The following is a 15,967-nucleotide window of genomic DNA, read 5'->3' as shown; positions in this document are numbered from 1 at the left end:
CCCTTTCTTTTTTTCCCATATCTTCTATGATTTTTCGGCCCTTTCCTTCTGTCTGCAAAAAATAACCAAAAAATGAGGATTCCTGACAAGATTGTCCAGAATCCCCTTTTCTTTTACATCTGTGTATTCACATTATCCGGCAAAAAAAGCATTTCTTTCACACTTCGTTTCACAGAGGTCCAGAGATTTGCCTTTTGGATCTCCATGTTGCTGATCAAATTCCACTCGGCAACGACTTTTCCGTCCTTTACAATCTGCAATTTTCCAAGGCGGTCTCCTTTTTTGACGGGAGCCTTTAAATCCTCCCAAATCCATTTCTTTTGATAATCGCGGATGGATTCTCCTTTTTTTATCAACATGTCGATCGGCTGTTTGGCTTCAATGCGGATTTTGTCCGGATTTCCCTTATCGATCCGTTTTTCCGCGATCAAATCCCCTTTGTTGTAAATCCGTTGGCTTGTGTAATGGTTAAAGGCATGATCCAGCATCGAAGAAACTTCCTGGTTCCGCTTCTTGACATCCGGTTCTCCCATCACCACGGCGATAAACCGGAGATTGTTCCTTTTGGCCGTGGCCGTCAAGCAATATTTCGCTTCGGAAGTGAATCCGGTTTTCAGCCCGTCCATTCCCGGATAAAACCGGACCAATTTGTTGGTATTGACCAGCCAGAACGGTTTTTTCGAATCTTTCCTCAGGTAATCTTCGTACAGTCCCGTATAGTTGGTCACTTTGGGATAAGAGAGAAGTTCCCTGGACATCACGGCAATGTCATAAGCTGAAGAGTAATGACGTGATGCCGGCAAGCCGTTGCAATTTTCAAAATGTGTATTTTTCAGTCCCAATTCCCTGGCTTTGTCATTCATCATTTTCACAAAACGCTCTTCCGTGCCTCCCAAATATTCCGCCAGTGCCACTGCCGCATCATTGGCTGATGAAATGGCCATCGCCTTAAACAAGTCATGGACGGTCATTTGTTCTCCCGGTTCGAGGAAAATCTGGCTCCCGCCCATGGAAGCGGCATGTTCACTGACACGCACCGGATCCGACCAGGAAATTTTCCCCTGATCGATCGCCTCCATGACCAGTAACATGGTCATCACTTTGGTGATGCTTGCAGGCGGCAACGGTTGATGGCTGTTTTTTTCGTACAACACTTTCCCCGTCCCGGCATCCAGCAAAATGGCAGAAACGGCTTCCGGCGCCAGATCGGTTTCCGACCCTTCGGCCGAAACCGGTTGTGACGGAATCAATGAAACGGCCATCAAGCCGAGCGGCAGAATTAAACAGCTGAGCTTTTTCAGCATTCCAATTCCCTCCCCAGTAGCAGTATCTATAGTTTGAACCATGAACCGGATAATTATGCCAAAAAAGAAAAGACTTTACCGCTAACAGCAGTAAAGTCTTTATCGATCATTGTTTTTTATTTTTTGGACACTTCCACAATCACTTCTTTTTCCCCTTTTTTCACTTTTTTCAAAGCGATTTCGATTCCGTAATGGGGCAGGATCTTGCCTCCGTCCGGATTAAACGGGCTGGTGTAGTCGTGTCCGTCATAAAACTTCGGAATTCCCGGCAACGAATCATATTTCATGTAGGCTCCGTTGAATTCGATATCAATGGGGGAAGTCTTTTTGAATCCGAAAGCCGCATCATTGATTTGATACCGGGTGTCCGCCACGGTTCCGTCATTCCAGTAATGCCCGCGTTGATGGGCGTCAACCACGCCGAGGAACCCTTCTCCCGGATGGAGGCCCGTCATGTTATCTTCTCCCCAGCGGGCATCATAAAACCAGACCACCATGCCGGGGTCATAACTCAACATGGTTTGTCCGCGGCGAAGATGTTTCAGGGCAAGGTCCATTCCATGATGGGTACGCCATTCCACCAGATAATATTGTTCAAAGGGAATTTTGGATCCGTCAAATACTTTGAACCCATCCAACGCGAATTTCGGATCCCCTTCCGCATCATCGGAAAAGACCGTTTTTCCGTCTGCGGTGACAGCAATATTGTCCACATAGAATCCTTCCATCATCAATCCGATATCCGTGACGTAATTAAATTCGATTTTGATTTTTTTGCCGGTATACGGGGTCAAGTCCAACTCTTCTTCAACCCACTTGCCGTTGGTGTCATCATCGTATTGCCGGATGGTTTCCTTTTGTCCGTCGGCATAAACATTGACATACAAGAAATCATAACCGGCCTCAATCTGACGCCACGATTCAAATTGCAATTTTGCTTCCGAAGCCTGCGTCAAATCAATCTCCGCCGATGTCAGCTTGGTGTTCAGCATATTCCCCTTGTCAGAGAAATACGATTTCTTTCCTTTGGGCTGGGTCGGCGGATTCACCAGTTGTTCCGGCAGGTTGATTTTCAGGACTTTTCCTTTGCTGGATTGCGCCACCGCTTCTTTTAACACCGCCGCTCTTTTTTTGTGCAGGCGGTCGTAATCAATGACCGTGGCGGTCGGCCAGGTTCCGCCGTAGGTTTCCTGGAAATACAGTTTCGCCCACGGGCTGAATCCGGTCGGTTCGGTGCCCGGGATTTTCCCCGTCCAACTGCCGTAGGACATTAAGGACCAGGCTTCGATCGGGGAACCGGCACCGGTATAGCCGGTGTCATATTCATCCGGCAATCCGAGATTATGGCCGTATTCATGGGCAAAAACACCGGCCGCACCGTCTTCCGGCTGAATGATATAGTCAAAAGCCTTTAAACGGGTTCCAGGAATCGGAACCGGCTCCGAACCGATCACCGACCGGTGGGACCAAATCGCGTCCTCACCCAAATCGCCGCCCCCTGCTTCTTCGCCTTCACCGGAATGGACAATGAACAGGTTGTCCAACAAACCGTCCGGTTCCATGACATTGCCGTCATTGTCGAGATCGTACGGATCCCGTTGGTCATACAAGTCCTCTTTCCCGGCAATTTGTTGGCCGACGGAAGCCAAGGTTTCCATCACCAACTCACGGGGCCGGGCATCTTTTAATTCATAATCCCCTTGATCCTGGTGTCCTCCATAATATTTCGCTTCATGCTTTGCTTGAACCCAAGAGGTCACTTCGCCAACCACATTCCAGTACCCGACGGATTGTTCAAGATAATACTGGCGCAGGGATGGAATTTTCTCCCCGTCATCCATGGTAAATCCATCGCGGTTGAACAACAGCTGTTCATAATGTTCCGGATTAAAATCTTTTACCCAAAACTGGTTCTCTTTCTTTTTGATGGAATTGTGCGTAAAATCAGGAAATTCAATCAAGGCCACCACCGCGCGGTCATTAAAAGATTGTTTGCTCTCTTTCAGTGCTTGCACGGTATTTTCATCGATTTTGCTGATTTTGTCGAATACTTTTTGCTGAATCTTTTTCTTCCCTTTGTATGCTTTTTCACCAAATTTGGAAGAAGTGTCGATCCCTTCGGTTTGGCTGAAAGGAACTCTTCCATCCATCACGTATTCTTTCACGGCTTGATTGATTTCCTCAGGGCTTGCATCCTGATCCAGTTTCCCCTTCTCTTTCAAATGCCGAATCAGTGCATTTTCATTCACCAATGACCAGTCAACCCGTGTTTCCGCTTCTTTTGCTTCCACTTTTTTCGTCCATCCCGCCACCGGCGACATGACGATGGATCCGAGCAAAAGTGAAGAAGAAAGAAGGGCAAACACCTTTTTCGTTTTCTTCATCGGTTTCCCCCTTTGATATAAACATAAAAACACATCTATTATTATAAATTATGTTAATTTTTTTTCAACATGGATCTACTCTGTTTATCCCAAAAAACACCATAAAAAAGATGAAACCATGAAAAACCATGGTTCCATCTCCTTCCCTTCCGATTAATCCAACTGTCGCAAAATCCCTTTCACCAGTTTGATAAATTTCCCTTTGACCCGGTTGCCGGTTTCGATCACTTCTTCATGCGAAAGCGGTTGTGGCAAAATGCCCGCCGCCATGTTTGAAATGCAAGAAATACCCAAAACCCGGATTCCCGCATGCCGGGCTGCAATCACTTCCGGCACCGTCGACATGCCGACCGCATCTCCGCCCAGTGTCCGAATCATGCGAATTTCGGCCGGAGTTTCATAAGACGGGCCCAACACGCCGGCATAAACGCCTTCCTGCAGGGAGAATCCTTGTTCTTTCGCGACCTGATGGGCCAACTTGCGCAATTGTTCATCATAGGCCACCGACATATCCGGAAAGCGGTCGCCGAGTTCCGGATCATTCGGACCGACCAAAGGATTCCGGAACATCAGATTAATGTGGTCGCGGATCACCATCAAGTCCCCCGGTTCATAAGACTGGTTGACTCCTCCGGCCGCGTTGGTGACCAAAAGCGTTTCCACTCCCAGCTCTTTCATTACACGGATGGGGAACACCACCGAAGACGGGTCATGTCCTTCATACAAATGGAATCGTCCGGCCATGACCATCACATTTTTATTCTCCAATTTCCCGGAAATCAACTCTCCCGCATGCCCTTCCACCGTGGAAACCGGGAAATGCGGGATATCTTGATAACGACTGGTGACCGGTTCTTGAATTTCCTCGGCCAACACACCCAGTCCGGACCCCAAAATCAATCCGACCTGCGGCTTTTCCTTTATTTGTCCGCGAATTGATTCTGCGGCTTCTTTAATTTGTTCTTTCGTCACACTCACGGTTTCACCGACTCCTTTTATTTCAATTCTTTCAAAAAGCTTTTTCCGATTTTCGGCATGGCCACATCGAAGTTTTCTGCAATGGTGGCTCCCACATCTGCGAAACATTCCCGCACGCCCAACGATTGTCCGGGCTGGGCCAAACGTTTTCCATACACCCAAAGCGGCGTGTATTCCCGGGTGTGATCGGTTCCATGATGGGTTGGATCGTTACCGTGGTCAGCGGTGATGATCAATAAATCATCGTCTTGGAGCGAAGCCAAAATCTCCGGCACCCGCGCATCAAACTCTTCCAACGCTTGTTGGTAACCTTCCGGATCCCGGCGATGGCCATATTTGGCATCAAAGTCCACCAAATTCACAAACGCCAGTCCGTGAAAATCCTCTTTCATGATGTTGAGGAATTGATCCACGCCATCCATATTGGATTTGGTTTTGAGGGAATATGTAATTCCTTCACCGGCATAAATGTCGGAAATCTTCCCTATGGCAATCACATCTTTTCCCGCTTCTTTCAAATGGTTCAACACGGTTTTTTCCGGCGGTTTGACCGAATAGTCCCTGCGGTTGGCCGTCCGGGTGAAGTTTCCGGGTTGCCCCACAAACGGCCGGGCAATCACGCGAATGACGGAATATTTTTCATCCAGGGTCAATTCACGGGCGATTTCACAAATCCGGTACAATTCCTCCAGCGGCACCACTTCTTCATGGGCGGCAATCTGAAACACGCTGTCGGCAGAAGTATAGACAATCAAGGCCCCGGTTTTCATGTGCTCTTCGCCCAATTCTTTGATGATTTCCGTTCCGGAAGCCGGTTTGTTCCCGATCACTTTGCGTCCGGTTCTTTCCTCAAACGCTTGAATCAATTCCGCGGGAAATCCATCCGGATAGGTTTTAAAGGGCTTGTCCGTATAAATCCCCATAAACTCCCAGTGTCCGGTGGTTGTATCTTTTCCTCTGGAGATTTCTTTCATTTTCCCGTACCAGGCCCCCGGTTCGGCAACTGGTTCAATCCCTTTCAAAGTTTCGATATTTCCCAACCCGAGGCTTTGCAGATTCGGCATCTTGAGCCCGTCTCCGTATTCAGCAATATGCCCCAGCGTATGCGCACCTTCATCATTAAATTCACCGGCATCCGGCAAAGCCCCGATTCCGACACTGTCCAGTACAATCAAGGCGACACGTTTAAATCGATTCATCTCTTCATCTCCTTCCGATTCCCATTATAATCAATGAGAAAAAAAAAGAACGCCCACCGTTCTTTTTCATTCCCCCATCCAGTAAAACAAAAGCAACCGTTCTTTCATTTCTTCCAGCATGGATGGGGATTCATGGGTATCTATATTTTGTGCAATCACTTTCACCGCTCCGCCGGATGGCTCTTCATACAAAAAATCCGGTTGGAAATAAGGAGCCAGGATCATGAAAAGCTGATACAACAAAAGCGTAAATAAGGTAAATAATAACAAAAATTTCACCCATTGTTTTACCTTACGCAAAGAAATTACCATAAAAGATCGTCCCTTTTCAAACATTTTTATAAACATTATGTGAAAGACGATCTTTTATGACATCATACGGGAGCAGAACCTCCCTTTATCCCATCAACTCATCAAGCGGCGTATAAGGCAGGTTCAGGCTTTCCGCCACGGCTTTGTAGGTCACGTGCCCGCGGATCACGTTGACTCCTTTGGCAAGCGCCTTATTCTCTTTAATGGCCTGCTCCAACCCTTTATCGGCAATTTCCTTGGCATACGGCATGGTGACATTGGTCAAGGCCATGGTGGAAGTCCGGGGAACCGCACCGGGAATATTGGGAACGGCATAGTGTACCACCCCGTGTTTCTCATAAACGGGATTACTGTGTGTGGTAATCCGGTCGACCGTTTCGATGGATCCACCCTGGTCCACCGCCACGTCGACAATCACGGAACCTTCTTTCATCGTTTGCACCATCTCTTCCGTAACCAGCTTGGGTGCCCGTCTTCCCGGAATCAGAACCGCCCCGATCAATAAATCGGCCTGTTTGACGGCTTCGGCAATATTGAACCGGTTGGACATCAGCGTTTGAATCCGTTGTCCTGCAAACAAATCATCCAGCTGTCTGAGCCGTTCCGCATTAATGTCCAGGATCGTCACATTGGCGCCCATACCCAAGGCCATCTTGGCTGCTTGGGTTCCGACCGTTCCTCCTCCGATAATCACCACATTGCCAGGGGCCACACCGGGCACTCCGCCCAATAACACGCCTGCACCGCTTTGCGGTTTTTCCAAAAAGCGCGCTCCGATTTGCACAGACATCCGGCCGGCCACTTCACTCATCGGGGTTAAAAGCGGCAGGGACCCGTTATCCAATTGCACCGTTTCATAGGCAACGGCGGAAACTTTTTGATCCATCAGCGCCTTCGTCAATTCCGGCTCCGGCGCAAGATGCAAATAAGTAAATAAAATTAAATCCTCGCGAAAATATTGGAACTCCTCTTTCAACGGCTCTTTTACTTTTAAAATCATATCCGCTTTGCCCCACACATCGGCTGCGGAAGGAAGAATGTGGGCACCATGCTCCAAAAATTCTTCATCCTTGAATCCGCTGCCCTCGCCGGCGCCTGACTCCACCATGACTTCATGCCCGGCTTGCACCAAATGGTCGACACCTGCGGGCGTGATGGCGACACGATTCTCATTGTTTTTGATCTCCTTGGGAATTCCGACTTTCAAGATTCAACACCCTCCTTCGGTTTGATCTTCCATTTATAGGATGGAATATATCCCGGATTTTAAACATAAAAAAACGTGAGATCTTCACAGATCTCACGTCACTTTGGATCCCACCAGTTTTTTCAAGTTGGATACTTTTCCTTTACAACGATGGCAAATTCCATGGAATGTCAACCGATGATCCACAATCTGAAAATCAAAATCTTTCTCCACCTGTTCCTCAATCGGGCCTAACAAATCCTCCGTAATTTCATCGACTGTACCACAATGGAGACAGATGAGGTGATGGTGGTGATGTTCCGCCCCTTCAGCTCGAAATTCATATCGTGTTACACCATCTCCGAAATTCAACTTATGGATAATCTGCAATTCACTTAAAAGCTCCAGCGTCCGATACACGGTCGCCAACCCGATTTCCGGAGCTTTTTCCTTCACCAACAGGTAGACATCCTCCGCGCTCAAATGATCTTCCTCATTTTCCAAAAGCACACGGACCGTCGCTTCCCGTTGGGGGGTCAATTTATAGTTATGGGCGGATAATTGTTGTTTAATTTGATTCACCCGATCTTCCAATAACGACACCCCCCTGTCTGTCTTACACCATTATATTTGACCAGAGCAGAGGAGTCAATCCAATCGAGAAATATTATCAGCTAATAATAATTTTAAATTAAAAATTCTGATTCAGAGTGATGTCGGTTGGCACAACCTCTTTCATCATCACCGGGGAAACATAAGCTTCAAAGGCGGAAGAAACCAACATGACCACCGCCATGCCCGTCACCAACAGCGAAAAAGAGACAAAATGCGGATAAATGGCTCCGCGGTGATGAATCAAACGATTTTTGATCAGGGTGATGGAAAACCGGATGCCGGCCATGGTGATGATAATCATCGAGGGAATGATCAGCAAATTTTGCGGCACAATGGAAACAAACGCAAACCACAGCCCCTGCCAGGACAATTTTGAAAAAAGAAACCCCACCGTAAACCCGATAACCAGGCCTTTTAAAAACAAGAGAACCAACAAAACAGGAATCCCGATGACCGACAATCCCAAAATCCACATCAAACCGATCGTTTTCAAATGGTCTCCCAAGGAATGTTGGAAAGCAACCTCCGGCTCGGCAATGGTCCCGTCTTTTAACCCCTGAAAGAAATATCCCAGATAATGCAGCAACCCTTCTTTCTGAGACGGATCCAGGGAGTTGACCAAAACGGCGCCAAAAATCACTCCCATCATAAACAGGGTCGTGACGAAAATATATAACGACTTTTGACTTTGAAAATGGGACCTGAGCGTATGCTCGAGGGGACCCGGTCTTCTTTTCATGTTTTCCGCCTCCTTTGTCCATCACTATGAAACTATGACGGACAAGGCCGAAATATACGAAAAGATTCTGTAGATTTGCCTGCTTCCGATTCATTTGCCCGAATCCCGGTTCCGCTCCGGCAACCCCTCTTCCCCCCACCAGCTTTCAATCACCCAGCCGTCTTTGGAACCACCGGCTGCCTCGGGATGGGTCCGGGTGGCTTTTAATCCCAACATTCCCCGTACGGGGCCGATCCAGAACAAAACCGCCAGACCAAATATGATCAAAGTCATGCCAATCTCCCGGACCGGGTCCCCAAATGACGGATAAATCAGAAATTGATAAATAAATATACAGATCAAACCATAGTAAAGGATAAAAAAGACAGCCCAAATCCCTTTAAAGCAAGCAATGAAAACCGATAATTTTTTGTTTCGGAGAAGGAAAATCAATCCTTTGAACAAGATTAAAAGAATCACACATACAAGAACCCACGACCCGCTCATTTTCAACAACTTCTGAGACCAATCCAAATAAGCCATTCCCATCACTCCAAATTCCATTCCAATCCCTTCTTCACCTTTCATCGCTCAGACAAAACCGGTGCAGATGTTAAATCCATTATACTACGATCTCCTTCTAATAAAAAAAGCCGGCCACCATTTATGTGGTCAGCTTGGTTTCACCCGTCCGTATATGCCTCCCCCTCCTTCTTCGAAAGCCAGTTTTTGTTCCCGGGCCATGAGAATGTGACGGGCGATGTGACTCCCCGCCACGCGTTCAATCGCTTCGACGGGAACTTCATGAAGAATGTTCATTTCGGTGCCAAATGCATCCAGCAGTTTTTCCAGTGTCCTTTTCCCCAGTTTCGGAATAAATTCCAAGGGAACTTGATATTGGTACGGAGGACGGAATGACGGATGGCGGCAGGATTGGTCACTGATTTCCAAAATCCGGTCCAAAACGCCTTTGACTCTTTTTTTGCTTCCGCAATGCAGGCAAACCGGCGTTTCCTCATGAGTCCAAAGCTCACCGCACTCCAAACACCGGGTCCGGTAATATTTTCCCAGCCGCGGGTTCAACCCGTAGTTTTTAAGGATTTTGCGGCCGTCCGTCCCGTTCAACGCCTTGCGGAATTCTTCAAAACTGGCTTCTTTCACCAAAAGCTGGTTGTACTCCCGTCCGATTTTGGGCAGGGAGTGCGCATCCGAATTCGTTAAAAACGGAAATGCATTCAACTCCGAAATCCGGTCCGCCAATTCTGAGTCGGAGCTCAGCCCCAATTCGACTGCAGCCACTTTCTTCAAATCAAAAAGCTCTCCCATGGAATCGGCGGCACTGCCGTAAATGCTTTTAAACGGCGTAAAAATGTGAGCGGGAATGAACAGCCCGTCCAGCTCTTCCACTTTTTCCTGCAACTCTGAAACCGGCTGATAAAGCCTTTGGGTGCTCAACCGGACGTTTTTCATCGACTTTTTCAGCCAAGCCGTCAATTGCTGCATCTTCTCCAATGTCTTGACAAACACCAGCACATGGGCCGGGCCCGCGCCCGGTTCCCGGATCTCAATTTCGGCTCCGAGCAAACAGGTCGTCTCTTTGTAAACGATGCCCCCGTCCGGATGCTCCCGGAAACATCCGGATCGAAGCCCGTCGAGAATATCCTCCTGCACTGGCGGGGACTGGCTGTCAATCACGCCGATCATGCCGAGCCCCTTGCGATGGTGTGCCTCTTTGACGATGTTTTCAAAGGTCATGTTTCGGGCCGCGGTAATCTTTACCGGATGATTGCGGCTGGTTCTCCCGATATGAATATGAAAATCGGCATAAAGGGTCTTCAGTTCACTCATTGCCGGCTTCCACCCGGTTTTTCCAATAATAAACGGCAAAAATCGTTTTGGCGTCGCAGATTTCTCCGTTTTCAATCCGCTTGAAACATTCTTCCATGGTCAGCTCGACCAGCTCCACAAATTCGTCTTCATCCGGATTGCGGGTTCCTTTTTGCAGCCCGGTTGCCCAGTACAAATGGATTTTCTCATCCGCAAAACCGGGGGAGGTGTAAAACGAGACCACTTCTTCCAGACGGCCGGCCTGGTAACCGGTTTCTTCCTCCAACTCCCGCCGGGCACTGTCCATCGGATCTTCGCCTTTTTCCAGCTTTCCCGCCGGTATTTCCAAAATCGTTTTTTCCAACGCTTTGCGGAATTGCCGTACAAGCACGAGCTTGTCTTCTTCAGTGAGCGCCATGACCGCCACGGCGCCGGGGTGTGTCACAATTTCCCGTTTGGAGACGTTTCCGTTGGGAAGCAGGACATCATCCACTTGTAAATCAATCACTTTTCCGGTGAATATTTTTTGGGTGGCAATCGTCTTTTCTTCCAAATTTTGTTTCATGACCAGTCACTCCTGTTTGGGATGTCCACTCCATTATAACGCAGGAAACCGGATCAAAAAAAAGAAAACAGCCCAACCGGGCCGGTCTGTGGCTGTCAGCCGTTTACATATAAAATTTCAATTTATTTAACACCCATTCATAATGATCTTTGTCAAGGCCCGGGGCAAACTCTTCCGGTTTTTTCTCCAAATCCGGCACAGGGGCTCCTTTCGGCGTTCCCTTCACCACACGGAGCGGTGCACCCGTTTCCGGATTTTCCCCTCTCCAGATCTTGTCGATGTCACGGTAGTCATGGTCACTCCAAGTGTAAAGAATGTTGTCCAGTCCTTGTTCAATGTATTTTCTGGCATGATCAAATTTGGAGTTGTCAAGACTCGGAATGGGCAGCATACGGGTCACATCGACACCGGTCAGGATTTCGAGCGCCTTGGCATAGGCAACGATATGCACACCTCCCCGCACCAAAAGATAACCGATCATCTCCCGGGCCACCGGTGCATCGGTCATTTCATAAACCCTCATTTTGTGGGTGCGGGCACCGATCTCCAAGAAAAAGTTGTGCAGAAAATCTTCAATCAAATTGCCGCTGTTAAACACATAAGTTCCGTTCCATGGATTGCCCATCGAATCGGCAGGAAACGAAGTCTGAGCCGTTGCGATAAAGTAATAGGAATTTCGGGCATCCAGCCCGTTTCTTAACGGGGTGGTGTCCGGATCCCCCGGACGGGTAAGGCCGGTGGATAATAAATTGATGGCCGCACTGACAAGTTCCACATGGCCGAATTCCTCGGCCGTAATGCTGGCAACCAGATCGTAAAAGGGTTTCAGTTTCTTTTTGGAACGAAAATTGAAAGATTGGAACATATAGTTGTTCAGGGTGGACATTTCCCCGAAACGTCCGCCGAGCAATTCCTGAACAGCTGCCGCCGCATTGGCATCCCCGTGTTCGGGTACGGGCAATTCGATCAACATCCGGTTCAACCGCTTAAACATCTTTTCCCCTCCCTTGGTACATGCATCAGAAACCGGATTTAATTTCAGGACCTGTCATCAATAAGGCAGCGGAGGAGACATCGGTTGTCTTTTGCTTTTGGTAACCGGCACGACCCAAAGGATTTGTTGCATGCGAATAAAAAAAGGAGCCCCGCCGGATTGAACCACGACATGATCACTTTGAACATGTGTGAGCCTTCCTGTTACACTGCCGCGGATTGTTTGCACGGAAACCTTCCGTCTCATGAACGGATACAAGCTGGAATGGAAGGTGGCATCATACATGCTCCCGCAGGGTGACCAAGGGTGCATTGAAATCCCTCCTTATGATCTGAGGAAACTTCCTCTTGATAACAGCAAACCGAAGAAGCAACTGTCCCTTTCAAACCCGTTCAGCAAACCAGATTATGCGGAGAAAGAACCTCCGTAAAAGTATATATGCATCCGGATTCCCAATATAAATTGTCCAATCAAATTGCATATGTTTTCCGCCTAAATGTTTGCACCCTCCATGGCTGATCCCCGGCTTTTTTTCTCCTTCCGCGCCGGTCTTTGAAGCACCGGCGGATGTATAAGTTCACTTGCACTGACGTAAAAAAGAATTAAACACTTTGTTACCGGAGGCGTGCAAGATGGAATTCAAAGCCGGTTCGCACGGCATTCTTTTGACGGGAACCGCCGGGCAAATCCGTTCCTGTTTAAAGAAAATGGCCGTCCATCCATTAACGGTCAAGCAATATCTTGAAAAATGCCATCCCCAACATCCCTATTTAGTCAAAATGAAATAATTGTTAAAATAAATCCGGATACTTTTTGCACAGGAGGATCCGGACATGAAAACCATCCTTCAAAAAGCGCTCCGCCAACTTTTGGATGAAAAGGATCCCCCCGTAATTCACCCGGTTTCCGGCGGGAGCATCAATCAAACCTTCCGGATCGACACGGCAAAGCGGTCTTATTTCGTCAAAATCAACCGCCCGGTTCCGGAAACCTTTTTCCAAAAGGAAATCAACGGATTAAACGCGATTAAAGAGACAAACACCTTATCCGTTCCTGACGTTTACGGAGCCTTCCATGAAAAAGAAACCCAAACTGCCCTGCTCCTGTTGGAATGGATTGAAGGAACCGAAACCCCGGAGACCATTCCACAGCTGGGAAGAGGACTGGCCCGTCTTCATCAGGTGCGCGGACAAGCCTTCGGATTTCATGAAGACAATTTGATCGGAACTCTCCCGCAACAAAATGCCTGGATGACCGACTGGCTCTCCTTTTATCGCGATCAACGCTTAAAAGTTCAATATGAATTGGGAATAAAACGGCACACAATCACCGGAACACGAAGAAAAAAACTGGAAGCGCTGATGAATCAACTGGAACGTTGGATTCCGGGGCAAGTGCAACCTTCACTGATCCATGGCGATTTATGGGGTGGCAATTGGATCACCGGCCCGGACGGCTCTCCCTTTTTGATTGATCCGGCCGTCTTCTTTGCCCATCATGAACTGGAAATCGCGTTTACGGAATTATTCGGGGGATTTCCTGCATCTTTTTATGATTACTATCAAGAAGTTTACCCGCTTTCTCCATCCTATCCGGAGCGGAAACCGCTCTATCAATTGTATTATTTATTGGTTCACTTGAATGTGTTCGGTGAATCTTACGGCCGTTCGGTGGACCGCATTTTAAACCGGTACGTCGGGTGACTTCCCGTGATGAAAAGAGGGGATCAGTCAAATGAAACATTTTTCACAGGACAGCAAGGAATTCTTGTTTAGTGAATTGGAAAAAGTCCGCCAATGGGAAAAAGATCAAAAAGATTTGTGGTTTTGGGAAAAAATCGGACGGCTCCCTTTTACGCTGCTGGATAAAATCACGCCTCAAGCCGTCCATCACGTGCTGGGGAAATTTTTTGATGAATTGGGGAGTTATATCCAAACCGGCGGTGAGTATTTGATTCAGGAACACCAAACCGTGTCAGACATCGCCGCGAAAGCGGGAAAGCCCGGTTCATCCCTTTCACCGGAAGAAATCGGTCAACTCCCGTTATCCCTGTTAAACGAGGTTGCCGAAACCGCCGTGCAAAAACATAAGCAACTCGCCACCATGCAAGGGGCCACCACCGGATTTGGCGGAATCTTCACTCTGGCCATTGACATTCCCGCTTTGCTCGGCATTTCACTCCACGCCCTGCAAGAAATGGCCATAATTTACGGGTATCAACCCAAAGAAAAATCAGAACGAATCTTTATAGTCAAATGTTTGCAGTTTGCTTCCGCCGACTATGTCGGCAAACAATCCATTCTCAAACAGCTTGCAGAAACCGGTTCCGAAAAAAGCCAACGGGAAGCCATTTCCGAATTTCAGAGATGGCGGGAAGTGATTGCAACGTACCGTGACAATTTCGGTTGGAAAAAACTTTTTCAAATCGTGCCGGTCATCGGCATTCTTTTCGGAGCCTTCATCAACCGGTCCACGGTCGAAGAAGTGGCGGAAGCCGGCATGATGTTATACCGCAAACGACGGATCATGGATAAATTAAAAAAACTGGATTCAAACTTCCGCACCGACACGTCATCCTGATTTTTCGCGACCGGGGCACCGGGGATTGCATGCATAGTTTCCGAAGAAAAACCGCAAACTGATGTATGTGTCCAAAAAAGAAAGAACCCCCCGGCCGGGGTTCTTATGATTGAATACCTTGCGGCACCGGAACTTTGGCGCACTCCTGAACCAATGCCACAACCAGTTCGGCTGCTTTGATCAATTCCTGAACCGGCATCCGTTCACTGGTGGTATGGATGTTTTCGTAACCGATTCCCAGATTCACTGTCGGGATGTTGTATCCGGCGATGACATTGGCATCACTTCCTCCGCCGCTCACATCCAATTTCGGTTTCCGGCCGACCCGTTCCACCGCCGCCATGGCTTTTTGCACGACCAAATCTTCCTCAGTGAATTTAAATGAGGGATAAAGCACCTTTGTTTCGACTTCGGCACGGGCCCCGAGCTCGTCTGCCGCTTCTTTAAATGCCTGGACCATATGCTTGACTTGTGCTTTTAATTTGATGTCATTGCGACTGCGGGCTTCGGCAATGATCTCCACTTTTTCCGGAACCACATTGCTGGCCGTCCCGCCGTGAAATGAACCGATATTGGCGGTGGTTTCACTGTCGATCCGGCCCAGGCGCATTTTGGAAATCGCCCGGCTGGCCACCTGGATAGCGCTGATTCCGTCTTCCGGATTCACTCCGGCGTGAGCCGCTTTTCCGTAAATCGTCGCAATGATTTTCACTTGGGACGGGGCGGAAGTGATGATTTCGCCCACCGGTCCGTTGGAATCGAGGGCAAAACCGAAATCGGCATCCACCAAACTCAAGTCTAAATGGCGCGAACCGATTAATCCCGATTCTTCGCCGGCGGTAATGATAAATTGAATTTTTCCGTGCGGGATGTTTTGTTCCTTCATCAGGCGGATTCCTTCCATCAACGCTGCCAGTCCCGCTTTGTCGTCGCTTCCCAAAATCGTCGTTCCATCCGATTGGATATATCCATCTTTCATGACAGGCCGAATCCCTTTTCCGGGGGCAACGGTATCCATGTGGCAGGTAAAATAGATTTTCGGTGCATCTTCCAACGTTCCGTCTAACGTTGCCACGATATTTCCGGCACCGTGTCCGGTTTTTTCGTTGGAATGATCCTCTTTCACATCAAAACCGAGGTTGGTCAACTTCTCCTTCAATAAATCACAAATAACCCGTTCATCCCCTGTTTCACTGTCCGTTGTGACAAGTTCAATGAATTCATCAATCAGCCGTTGTTGGTTAACCAATGGTAATCCTTCCTCCATTCGATGCAAAAAATTTTTTCTTATTGTAACACCATCAT

General features: G+C 48.1%; 17 protein-coding genes. 3 read left to right on the top strand and 14 right to left on the bottom strand.

The genetic code is table 11. From position 1 onward, the window contains the following. Positions 1–113: 113 nt before the first annotated feature. The 13 genes from I8U21_RS10070 to I8U21_RS10010 all read right to left on the bottom strand — a co-directional run bounded on the left by I8U21_RS10070 (position 114) and on the right by I8U21_RS10010 (position 12,394). Complete coding sequence (locus I8U21_RS10070) at positions 114–1,304, bottom strand: D-alanyl-D-alanine carboxypeptidase family protein (RefSeq protein WP_181731646.1); 1,191 nt, start codon at positions 1,302–1,304, stop codon at positions 114–116. A 116-nt stretch (positions 1,305–1,420) separates the two neighbouring features. Then, on the bottom strand, positions 1,421–3,688 hold the full coding sequence (locus I8U21_RS10065; protein ID WP_198053824.1) for an immune inhibitor A domain-containing protein: 2,268 nt from the start codon (positions 3,686–3,688) through the stop codon (positions 1,421–1,423). 153 nt (positions 3,689–3,841) lie between these two features. Next, the gene (locus I8U21_RS10060) at positions 3,842–4,666 is read right to left on the bottom strand and encodes a purine-nucleoside phosphorylase (RefSeq protein ID WP_309544789.1); all 825 of its coding nucleotides are present in this window, start codon (positions 4,664–4,666) and stop codon (positions 3,842–3,844) included. Between the two features lie 17 nt (positions 4,667–4,683). Beyond that, a complete protein-coding gene (deoB, locus tag I8U21_RS10055) occupies positions 4,684–5,865 on the bottom strand; it encodes a phosphopentomutase (protein ID WP_181731649.1) in 1,182 nt (393 codons plus the stop codon). Positions 5,866–5,931: 66 nt separating this feature from the next. Further along, positions 5,932–6,177: a DUF4227 family protein gene (locus I8U21_RS10050; RefSeq protein ID WP_181731650.1), complete on the bottom strand. Its 246-nt coding sequence runs from the start codon at positions 6,175–6,177 to the stop codon at positions 5,932–5,934. An 85-nt stretch (positions 6,178–6,262) separates the two neighbouring features. Then, positions 6,263–7,384 carry an alanine dehydrogenase gene (gene ald, locus I8U21_RS10045; protein ID WP_181731651.1) on the bottom strand — a complete coding sequence of 374 codons (1,122 nt, stop codon included), beginning with the start codon at positions 7,382–7,384 and terminating at the stop codon, positions 6,263–6,265. Positions 7,385–7,477: 93 nt separating this feature from the next. Next, the gene (gene fur / locus I8U21_RS10040) at positions 7,478–7,957 is read right to left on the bottom strand and encodes a ferric iron uptake transcriptional regulator (protein WP_037997491.1); all 480 of its coding nucleotides are present in this window, start codon (positions 7,955–7,957) and stop codon (positions 7,478–7,480) included. 97 nt (positions 7,958–8,054) lie between these two features. Continuing rightward, positions 8,055–8,717, bottom strand: coding sequence for a stage II sporulation protein M (gene spoIIM, locus I8U21_RS10035; protein ID WP_181731652.1), 663 nt, complete (start codon positions 8,715–8,717; stop codon positions 8,055–8,057). Positions 8,718–8,807: 90 nt separating this feature from the next. Further along, a complete protein-coding gene (locus I8U21_RS10030) occupies positions 8,808–9,260 on the bottom strand; it encodes a hypothetical protein (protein ID WP_181731653.1) in 453 nt (150 codons plus the stop codon). A gap of 108 nt (positions 9,261–9,368) precedes the next feature. Next, positions 9,369–10,544: an endonuclease Q family protein gene (locus tag I8U21_RS10025; RefSeq protein ID WP_181731654.1), complete on the bottom strand. Its 1,176-nt coding sequence runs from the start codon at positions 10,542–10,544 to the stop codon at positions 9,369–9,371. Further along, positions 10,537–11,088, bottom strand: coding sequence for an NUDIX hydrolase (locus I8U21_RS10020; RefSeq protein WP_181731655.1), 552 nt, complete (start codon positions 11,086–11,088; stop codon positions 10,537–10,539). The genes I8U21_RS10025 and I8U21_RS10020 overlap by 8 nt, the downstream gene beginning before the upstream one ends. A 103-nt stretch (positions 11,089–11,191) precedes the next feature. Continuing rightward, positions 11,192–12,082, bottom strand: coding sequence for a manganese catalase family protein (locus I8U21_RS10015; RefSeq protein WP_181731656.1), 891 nt, complete (start codon positions 12,080–12,082; stop codon positions 11,192–11,194). A gap of 57 nt (positions 12,083–12,139) precedes the next feature. Further along, positions 12,140–12,394: a DUF2642 domain-containing protein gene (locus tag I8U21_RS10010; protein ID WP_232333871.1), complete on the bottom strand. Its 255-nt coding sequence runs from the start codon at positions 12,392–12,394 to the stop codon at positions 12,140–12,142. Between the two features lie 320 nt (positions 12,395–12,714). On the opposite strand from I8U21_RS10010, the gene I8U21_RS10005 reads away from it, so the two are divergent. The 3 genes from I8U21_RS10005 to I8U21_RS09995 are packed head-to-tail and all read left to right on the top strand — an operon-like array spanning position 12,715 to position 14,662. Beyond that, positions 12,715–12,870: a Z-ring formation inhibitor MciZ gene (locus I8U21_RS10005; RefSeq protein WP_181731657.1), complete on the top strand. Its 156-nt coding sequence runs from the start codon at positions 12,715–12,717 to the stop codon at positions 12,868–12,870. 45 nt (positions 12,871–12,915) lie between these two features. Then, a complete protein-coding gene (locus I8U21_RS10000) occupies positions 12,916–13,785 on the top strand; it encodes a fructosamine kinase family protein (RefSeq protein ID WP_181731658.1) in 870 nt (289 codons plus the stop codon). 31 nt (positions 13,786–13,816) lie between these two features. Next, on the top strand, positions 13,817–14,662 hold the full coding sequence (locus tag I8U21_RS09995; protein ID WP_198053823.1) for an EcsC family protein: 846 nt from the start codon (positions 13,817–13,819) through the stop codon (positions 14,660–14,662). A 103-nt stretch (positions 14,663–14,765) separates the two neighbouring features. Here the strand turns inward: I8U21_RS09995 and I8U21_RS09990 are convergent, their stop codons facing one another. Further along, positions 14,766–15,911 (bottom strand): M20/M25/M40 family metallo-hydrolase, encoded by a 1,146-nt coding sequence (locus I8U21_RS09990; protein ID WP_181731660.1) that lies wholly within the window; start codon positions 15,909–15,911, stop codon positions 14,766–14,768. Between the last annotated feature and the right edge of the window lie 56 nt (positions 15,912–15,967).

It is taken from the genome of Thermoactinomyces sp. CICC 23799, assembly GCF_016055145.1.
Classification (GTDB): Bacteria; Bacillota; Bacilli; order Thermoactinomycetales; family Thermoactinomycetaceae; genus Thermoactinomyces; species Thermoactinomyces intermedius.
This window is presented reverse-complemented; position numbering and strand designations above follow the sequence as displayed.